Source organism: Ilumatobacter sp. (assembly GCF_041688325.1).
GTDB lineage: Bacteria > Actinomycetota > Acidimicrobiia > Acidimicrobiales > Ilumatobacteraceae > Ilumatobacter_A.
The window spans coordinates 1-5,925 of sequence record NZ_JBDNIJ010000320.1 but is presented as its reverse complement, the minus strand read 5'-3'; the positions used below and the strand labels follow the sequence as shown (position 1 = coordinate 5,925).

General features: G+C 63.3%; 5 protein-coding genes. All 5 read right to left on the bottom strand.

The genetic code is table 11. From position 1 onward, the window contains the following. Window positions 1-9: 9 nt before the first annotated feature. Window positions 10-873 carry a pantoate--beta-alanine ligase gene (gene panC / locus ACH2EI_RS16785; protein ID WP_395154720.1) on the bottom strand — a complete coding sequence of 288 codons (864 nt, stop codon included), beginning with the start codon at window positions 871-873 and terminating at the stop codon, window positions 10-12. Next, complete coding sequence (locus ACH2EI_RS16780) at window positions 870-1,904, bottom strand: P1 family peptidase (protein WP_395154721.1); 1,035 nt, start codon at window positions 1,902-1,904, stop codon at window positions 870-872. The genes panC and ACH2EI_RS16780 overlap by 4 nt, the downstream gene beginning before the upstream one ends. Then, window positions 1,901-3,244 carry a carboxylesterase/lipase family protein gene (locus ACH2EI_RS16775; protein ID WP_395154719.1) on the bottom strand — a complete coding sequence of 448 codons (1,344 nt, stop codon included), beginning with the start codon at window positions 3,242-3,244 and terminating at the stop codon, window positions 1,901-1,903. The genes ACH2EI_RS16780 and ACH2EI_RS16775 overlap by 4 nt, the downstream gene beginning before the upstream one ends. Next, on the bottom strand, window positions 3,241-4,866 hold the full coding sequence (locus tag ACH2EI_RS16770) for an AMP-binding protein (protein ID WP_395154718.1): 1,626 nt from the start codon (window positions 4,864-4,866) through the stop codon (window positions 3,241-3,243). Before ACH2EI_RS16770 ends, ACH2EI_RS16775 begins: the two co-directional genes overlap by 4 nt. Window positions 4,867-5,376: 510 nt before the next feature. Further along, the coding region (locus tag ACH2EI_RS16765; RefSeq protein ID WP_395154717.1) for a transposase at window positions 5,377-5,925 on the bottom strand (549 nt) is incomplete at its 5' end.

Sequence of the window (5,925 nt, the reverse complement as noted above, 5' to 3'; positions counted from 1 at the left end):
TGTGACAGTTCAGGCGGAGAAGAGGTCGCGGTTGTCGATTAACCGGACGTCGCCGAACCAGACAGCGGTGGCGATGCGTACCTTGCCAGCGAAGCGGTGCTCGGGCGCGAGTGTGTCGATTGCTTCGAGAGTCGTTGCGTCGAACACAGTGGTGTACTCGTGCTCGGCGAGCGGTTCCTCGATGACGACTGCGCGGACTGCGCTCACGATTGCTTCGACGTTGTCGGTGTCGTTTGCTGATCGGACTGCTGCGTCGAGCGAGTGGGGTACTGAGATCGCCGCGGCGCGTTGATCGGCGGATAATCGGACGTTGCGACTCGATTGGGCAAGGCCATCCGGATCGCGGACGATCGGGTGGCCGATGATCTCGACACCGAGTTCGAGGTCGGCAGCCATCTGGGTGATGATCCGCAATTGCTGGAAATCCTTTTGCCCGAAGATTGCAACGTGCGGTCGAACCGCACCGAGCAGTTTGGCCACGACGGTGACGACGCCTTCGAAATGGCCAGGTCGGCTGGGGCCTTCCATCACGTCGCCGAGCGAGCCCGGCAGAACGCGCGTCTGGAAGCCCGGCGGGTACATCGCAGAAGTTGTGGGGGCGAATACGGCGGCAACACCGGCAGCGTCGCAGGCCGCGAGATCGTCGTCGATCGGGCGTGGGTAGCTGTCGAAATCAGTGGACTCGTTGAACTGCAACGGGTTGACGAAAATTGATACGACCACGAGGTCGGTACGTCGTGCGGCATCGGCAATGAGTGCGGCGTGCCCGCTGTGCAACGCCCCCATTGTGGGCACGAACCCGATGGTCTTGCCGGTGGAGCGCTGTTGGTCGGCCCACGCACGCATGTCCGCGGGGGAGGAGAACGTGATCATCGGCTGGAACGGTAGATCGACGGGCACACGTCGGAGTAAGCAACAGCCGCCCCGATTGTTGATGCCGCCAGGATGGCGTGTGTGCAGGCCGCCGCGAAGGTCTCGGAGGCGGCCTTGAGGATGACGTTGAGGGCAACATGCCTCCCGGATGAGAGGAGTTCGGTGTCACCGACGGCGAGGCCGAAGATCGTGTCGCCGTCGGTCATTGAATGTGCCGGACGCACGGCGCGAGCAAGACCATCGTGGGCGACCGAGGCCATCTTCGAGGTTTCTGCCTTGTCGAGTCGTGCCGAGGTGGCGACGACGCCGATCGTCGTGTTCAAGTTGAGTGCGGCCTGGCCGGTCAGTGCAGCGATGAGTGCACGTCGTTCATCGGCTGGCGGTCGGCGGAGCCGGGCACCGCTCGGCTCCCAGGGCAGCCCGGTCGTCGGATCGATGACGGAGCCGTTCGGATTCGCAACGGCGAGTGCGCCGACGGTGATTTCGATGTCGCTCTCGGGAAGCCTGACTGTCGTCGAAGCGGTTCCGACGCCACCTTGCAACCCTCCGGCGCGGGCGCCGGTTCCCGCGCCGACTGAGCCCCATCGCTGTTGGGAGCGCCGTGCATGAGCGGCTGCTTTGCGCCCAAATGTCGAATCTGGTCGATTGGTTGGCGATCCGCCACGGCCGAGATCAAAGATCACTGCAGCGGGAACGACTGGGACGACCTGGGGCGACCCGTTCATCTGCCCGATCGGGAACCCGAGGCCCCGACCTTCGAGCCATTCCATCACGCCGTGTGCCGCCGCGAGGCCGTAGGCGCTTCCGCCGGTGAGGCAGATGCCGTGGATCTCCTGGATCAAGTTTTGCGGATGAATGGCATCGGTTTCTCGAGTCCCGGGTCCACCACCGCGAACATCGACGCCTGGGGTTGCGCCCGATTTGACGATGATCGCAGTCGTGCCCGTTTGCCAGCCGTGACCCACTCGTTGATGGTGCCCGACGGTGATGCCGGGAACGTCGGTGATCGACCCAAATGGGAGGTTGATCATGAGTGCCACAGCAGGCGAATGGTGGCTTCGGGGTCGCCCACGACCCCGGCGTCCGTACCGAAAATCTGCGTGTTGCGCTGATCCTTGTCGTACCTGCGCCAATGTGGCTCACCGCTCCGGGCGAAGTCGATGAGTGCCTCGCTGAAGTGCTCAGCAACGTTCTGGGACGGATCGTCGCCGAGGAACATCGAGACGCCCGGTTGGTCAAGGTTGTCGAACATGTACGGAATGTCACCACCATGGCAGCTGCCGAGTACGCCACCGAACGCGGTCGACCGGGCATCGAAGAGGTACATCCAGGTGGCCGCTGTGCGGTCGGCGGCGAGCTGCTGCGCTGGCACGCGAAACATCTCGTCGGTCTGCATCGCCGAGATGAGCTGGCTCGGATTGGTGCCGGGCCGGAGCCGGCGGTACTCGGTGACTGCTTCATCAGACGTGGCACCGAACCGCTTGGAGAACTGGCGGTCGACTTCGTTGTCGGTCCAGCCAGCACGTGATGGATCGAAGGTGGTGAACAGCAGCATCTCGTCGCGGGTTGTACCGATCACGAGTGGCCGCTGATCTGCTGCAGCGACAGGGAGAATTGGATCGGGGATGCTGTTGCAGCCTTCGGCGGGGCTGAAGTTCTTGAGCCCCGCGCCGCTGAGTGGCATGCGGTTCTGCGCATCGAGGATGCTGTCGAGTGAAGCGGCCTTCGCTGCCGCGAGCGAGTCGGCACCGAGCAGGTCCAGGAATGTGCGCTGGTACTCAGCGGCCTGGTCCGATGTTCGGAGCTGAAGGACCGACGGACTCATCGCCCAGGCCCGGTGGAAGAGACCATCGGCTGCCGGTGTTGCGTACAGGGCAACGATGGCTGCCCCACCGGCTGACTCGCCGAACACTGTGACGTTGTCCGGGTTGCCGCCAAAATCGGCAATGTGGCGCTGGACCCAGCGCAATGCCGACACCATGTCGAGGGTTCCGCAGTTCGTGTCACCGAGGTAGCCGAGGGCGCCGAGGCGGTAGTTGATCGTGACCACCACGACGTCGCCGCGTTCAACGAGCGCTGTTCCGTCGTACCACGGCATGTGCGCCGTGCCGTTGGTGAAGGCCCCGCCATGAATCCAGACGAGAACGGGTCGAGACCCGTTGTCGCTGGCAGGCGTGAAGACGTTGAGCTGCAGGCAGTCTTCGTCCATCGGCGGCGGATTGCCGCCCATCATCTGATCGAGCGCACCGGCGACCTGCGGAGCACGCACTGGGCGCTGCGTCGATGACCCGTCGTATGCGATATCGACGGGCTGCTCAAACCTCTCCGCCGTTGCGTAGGCGATGCCGATGTGTTCTTCGCTGTCACTCACAGTTCGTTCCATTCGCCGTCGATCCACTGCTGACGCAGCTTGTACTTTTGAATCTTGCCTGATCCTGTGAAGGGAAACTCGTCGACGGCGAACCACTGCCGAGGTGTCTTGTGCGGTGCGAGATGCTCACGCAGGTAGTTGAACAGCTGCTGCTTGTCGACGGCGGCGCCCGGAGCCGGTCGAATGAAGGCACCGACCGTCTCACCCCAGTTGTCATCAGGCAGACCGACGACAGCAACCTCGCCGACGGCAGCATGCGCGAAAAGGAGCTCTTCGAGTTCCCTGGGGTAAATGTTCTCCCCGCCGCGAATGATCATGTCTTTCAGGCGGCCCTCGACGGTGCAGTAGCCGCGATCGTCCATTGCCGCGAGGTCGCCCGTGTGGAGCCAGCCGTCGGTGTCGATGGCCTCCGCGGTGGCCTCTGGCATCTCGAAGTACTCGTGCATGACGTGGTAGCCGCGAGTCAGGTACTCGCCGACTTCGCCGATCGGCAGCGTCTCGCCCGACTCGGGATCGACGATGCGCACCTCGACGTTCGGCATTGGTAGGCCAATGGTGCCAGCTTTGTCTTCGATCGTGTCGGTTGGCCGCGTCATCGATGACACCGGTGAGCATTCGGTCTGACCGAAGATGATCGTGAATGGAGCACCCAATTTTTCTTCCAAGGTCCGCACGAGATGTTCGGGAACGAGTGAGCCGCCGGAGCAGAGGGCTTTGAGTGGCGAGAGGTCGGCACCGGCGAAGTCTGGATGTTCGAGGATGGCGACGAGCATGGTCGGCACACCGAGCATGGTGTTTGACTTGTATGTCTGGGACAGTTCGATCACGAGCCCTGGTTCGAACTCGCGAACAAGGACCTGCGTGAGGTGTTTCGACACACAGCCAAGGACACCCACCACGCTGCCGCCCGTGTGGAAAAGGGGCATGGTCTGGACGTACACGTCGCCATCGTCGATGCCGAGCCGGTCGACAAAATGGTGTCCGTTGTTGACGAGCCCTCGGTGATGCAGGAGTGCGCCCTTGGGGAATCCTGTCGTGCCCGAGGTGTACTGCAACATGACGGGATCGGTCGAAGCGACCTCGGGGAGTTCGCCGGTGAACTGATCGGCTCCGGCGAGGAAGTCGTCCCAGTCGTCGAAGCTGATGATGTCTTGGAGTTCGGGGCAGTCGGCCTGGACGCCTTGAGCCGTGGCGAGCATCGCGTTGCCGCGATGTGATGGCACGACAAATATTGCCCTTGCCTTCGACTGTGTGAGCACGTACTGCAACTCGTGTCGCTGAAACGCCGGGTTGACGGTGACAATCACCATGCCTGCCAACGCGCAGCCGAACTCGAGGAGTTCCCATTCAGGAATGTTGTGTGCCCAGATGGCGATGTGGCTCCCTGGCGCGAACCGGTGGAGCAACGCTCGAGCTGTGCGTTCGGAGTCGGCGAGCAGTTCGGCGTAGGTCCACTGACGACGGACCGCTCCGTCACCCAGTGGGATACCTTCGATCAAGCCGAGCTGATCAGGTGCCGCTGCGGCGGCTGAGCGGAGCAGGTCTCCGATCGTGAGATCGTGGACCGGGGGTGTCGACACACCAATGGCGTGTGACGTCGTAAGTGGAACTGGCTCCGTCATTTCGCCAGAGTAAGCGGTGGGGTGGGGGCGTCGACGAGCTTGCCGTGTGCGCCCCCTCGCTCAGGGCCGACCATTGGCAATGGGCGGGACACTTCGCACGGTTGCTCCGCCGCACTACTCCACCGATCGGTACACCGAATGAAGGTGCTCATGTGGGGAGAGCACGCGCCGGTCGAGCGCGTGGTGGAGGGCGGAGGACCAACTGGCTCGGATAACGCATGCATGGCGAGTGGCCGCGGACCCTCTCGTCTGAGAGGATCGTGCAGGGAATTGGTCGCCGGTGGAGTTGATGCTGATGTCTGGTGAACAAGATGGGGATCCGTCTGTTGCTGCGTATGACAGCGAACTCGTGCCGTTGGCCGAGCCGAAGGTCGATTGTCTCGGGCCAATTCGATCTCGTCGCGCCGGAGCTCTCGTCTCGCATCGCTGACCTCGCGTGTGGTGGCGGGCTGATCGTTCGACACCTGTTCGGCCGGAACGGAACGGGGGGGGGGTGTTCCTGTCTTGTTGTCAAGCGGCTGCTGCGAGTTTCTTCGACCGTGATGGGTCGTAGGGGGTGGCGGTGGTGAGCATGGCGTGGATGAGGTTGCAGCGTCTTCGTGCGACGCAGATGACCGCTGCGTTGTGCTGCTTTCCTTCGGCGCGTTTGCGTTGGTAGTAGGCGCGGGCGTCGGGGTCGTGTTGGGTCGCGACGAATGCTGCGAGGAACATGGCGTTCTTGAGGCGGTGGTTGCCGCCTCGGTGTTGGAACGCGCCGTTGATTGAGCTTCCGGATCGCCAGTCGGTTGGCGACAGTCCGGCGTAGGACGCGAGGCGTGAGCCGTTCGCGAAGCGGGTCGGGTCACCGATCTCGGCGAGGGTTCGTGCTCCGGTCCTGGGACCGAACCCGCAGAGAGTCACCAGGACCTTGCCGAGAGGGTGGGAAAGAAATGCCTCCTCGATCTTGGCAGCGAGCCGCGGTGAGCGCTTCTTGATCGTGTTGCGGATCCGGGTCTTACCGGCAGCCCGCATCGCGGTCGGCGTCGACCACTTCGCGAGAAGATCGCGGACACCGACCTG